This window comes from Pseudoflavonifractor sp. SW1122 (genome assembly GCF_012027765.1).
Classification (GTDB): domain Bacteria; phylum Bacillota; class Clostridia; order Oscillospirales; family Oscillospiraceae; genus Enterenecus; species Enterenecus faecium.
Window position 1 is genome coordinate 1 of the sequence record NZ_SJOS01000083.1, and the last position, 3,187, is coordinate 3,187.

Consider the following 3,187-nt stretch of genomic DNA (forward strand, 5'->3'; position numbering starts at 1 on the left):
ATGGATATCAACATTCAAGAGATTGAGTGTTGATATCTGGTTTCAATCGAGACCAGAATTCCGCACCTTGAAAACTGAACAATGTGATAATTCCAGATGGAAGAGCAAGCAACAGAGTAGATTTTTAATCAGAATGGCAAAAGTCATTTCTGTCAATGGGTAATAACAATTAGCCAAAAAATAACTCTGAAGCCTGCATGATTCTATAAGAGAACTAAGTGTTTTCTAGGACCAAACCGTTCAAAAGCCCAGCGAAGCGGGTTTTGAACGGAGAGGAGCCGCAACGGAATGATTGAGCTTTCGTGCTTGCGCGGAAGCGAAAGATATGAAGTTTGCGGCGACGAGGTCAAGCTAATAAGAGCGCAAGGGGAATGCCTTGGCATCAGGAGCCGATGAAGGACGTGGCAAGCTGCGATAAGCTTCGGGGAGGCGCAAACAGCCTTTGATCCGGAGATTTCCGAATGGGGAAACCCGGCAGTGCAATACACTGTCATCCTGCGTTGAATCAAATAGGCGTAGGAAGGGAACCGCCTGAACTGAAACATCTAAGTAGGGCGAGGAAGAGAAATCAACCGAGATTCCGCTAGTAGTGGCGAGCGAACGCGGAAGAGGGCAAACCGGTGGATTTATCCACCGGGGTTGTGGACAGTCATTTAACAGAGGTTATCTAGGAGAACGGCATGGGAAGGCCGGCCATAGCGGGTGACAGCCCCGTATCCGAAAGAGAAGGCTGTGAGACTGGATCCAGAGTACCGCGGGACACGTGAAACCCCGTGGGAAGCTGGGGGGACCACCCTCCAACCCTAAATACTACCTGATGACCGATAGTGGAGCAGTACCGTGAGGGAAAGGTGAAAAGGACCCCGAGAGGGGAGTGAAATAGAACCTGAAACCTTGTGCTTACAAGCACTCAAAGCCCGTTAAAGGGTGATGAGGTACCTTTTGTAGAATGGTCCGGCGAGTTATTGTTACTGGCAAGGTTAAGGTATTCAGTACCGGAGCCGCAGCGAGAGCGAGTCTGAATAGGGCGTATGAAGTCAGTGGCAATAGACCCGAAACCGGGTGACCTATCCATGAGCAGGTTGAAGTGGAGGTAAAACTCCATGGAGGACCGAACGCACGCTCGTTGCAATGATCGGCGATGACTTGTGGATAGCGGTGAAATTCCAATCGAACCCGGAGATAGCTGGTTCTCCCCGAAATAGCTTTAGGGCTAGCGTTGTTTTAGATTACTGGAGGTAGAGCACTGAATGGGCTAGGGGGCGATAAGCTTACTGAACCCTATCAAACTTCGAATGCCAGCTAATTGATGAACAGCAGTCAGACTGTGTGAGATAAGTCTCATAGTCAAAAGGGAAACAGCCCAGACCCACAGCTAAGGTCCCAAATATACGCTAAGTGGAAAACGATGTGGAGTTGCGAAAACAACCAGGATGTTGGCTTAGAAGCAGCCACTCATTAAAAGAGTGCGTAATAGCTCACTGGTCGAGTGACTCTGCGCGGAAAATGTAACGGGGCTAAGCGTATAACCGAAGCTTGGGCTTGTCGTAAGACAGGGGTAGGGGAGCGTCGAATATGGGGTGAAGTCGCATCGGAAGGAGCGGTGGACTGTATTCGAGTGAGAATGCCGGAATGAGTAGCGAGAATCATGTGGGAATCATGATGGCCGAAAATCTAAGGTTTCTTGGGGAAGGTTCGTCCGCCCAAGGTAAGCCGGGAGCTAAGGCGAGGCCGAAAGGCGTAGTCGATGCACATACGGTTGAAATTCCGTAGCCACCGAACTTTAAGCACACTGACACTTTGGAATAGCCGGACCCGGGCGTTGGTTGACCCGGGCGTAAGGGACCGAACTATAGTAGGGAAGCCGGCGATGTCCAGAGGCGAGAAAAGGTGTGAGGTATACTAAGGTGCCCGTACCGCAAACCGACACAGGTAGATGAGGAGAGAATCCTAAGGCCAACGGGAGAAGGGTTGTTAAGGAACTCGGCAAAATGACCCCGTAACTTCGGGATAAGGGGAGCTCCCTAAGGGGAGCCGCAGAGAATAGGCCCAAGCGACTGTTTACCAAAAACACAGGTCTATGCTAAATCGAAAGATGACGTATATGGGCTGACGCCTGCCCGGTGCTGGAAGGTTAAGAGGAGGGCTTAGCGCAAGCGAAGGTCTGAATTGAAGCCCCAGTAAACGGCGGCCGTAACTATAACGGTCCTAAGGTAGCGAAATTCCTTGTCAGGTAAGTTCTGACCCGCACGAATGGCGTAACGATTTGGGCGCTGTCTCAACAGCCCACCCGGCGAAATTGTTGTACTGGTGAAGAAGCCAGTTACCCGCAACTAGACGGAAAGACCCCATGGAGCTTTACTGTAGCTTAATACTGGAGTTCGGTAATTCATGTACAGGATAGGTGGGAGACTAGGAAGCATGGGCGTCAGCTCATGTGGAGTCACCCTTGGGATACCACCCTTGGATTGCTGGGCTTCTAACCTGCGGCCGTGAATCCGGTCGGGGGACACTGTTAGGTGGGCAGTTTGACTGGGGCGGTCGCCTCCTAAAAGGTAACGGAGGCGCTCAAAGGTTCGTTCAGCACGGACGGAAATCGTGCATTGAGTGTAAACGCATAAACGAGCCTAACTGCGAGACCGACGGGTCGAGCAGTAACGAAAGTTGGAGTTAGTGATCCGGCGGTATGCAAGTGGAAGTGCCGTCGCTCAACGGATAAAAGCTACCCTGGGGATAACAGGCTGATCTCCCCCAAGCGTCCACAGCGACGGGGAGGTTTGGCACCTCGATGTCGGCTCGTCACATCCTGGGGCTGTATTCGGTCCCAAGGGTTCGGCTGTTCGCCGATTAAAGTGGCACGCGAGCTGGGTTCAGAACGTCGTGAGACAGTTCGGTCCCTATCTGTTGCGGGCGTAAGAGATTTGAAGAGAGCTGTCCTTAGTACGAGAGGACCGGGATGGACATACCTCTGGTGCACCAGTTGTCCTGCCAAGGGCACAGCTGGGTAGCTACGTATGGACGAGATAAACGCTGAAGGCATCTAAGCGTGAAACTCCCTCTAAGATTAGATCTCTCATCCTTTATGGAGTAAGGCTCGACGTAGACTATGTCGTTGATAGGTCGGAGGTGGAAGCGCTGTGAGGCGTGTAGCTGACCGATACTAATTAGCCGAGGGCTTGACCTACAA

1 rRNA gene is annotated in these 3,187 nt (G+C 51.7%); it reads left to right on the top strand.

Going from position 1 to position 3,187, the window contains the following annotated elements:
• Positions 1 to 344 precede the first annotated feature (344 nt).
• A 23S ribosomal RNA gene (locus E0L15_RS11970) occupies positions 345 to 3,184 on the top strand.
• The last annotated feature ends 3 nt before the right edge of the window (positions 3,185 to 3,187 follow it).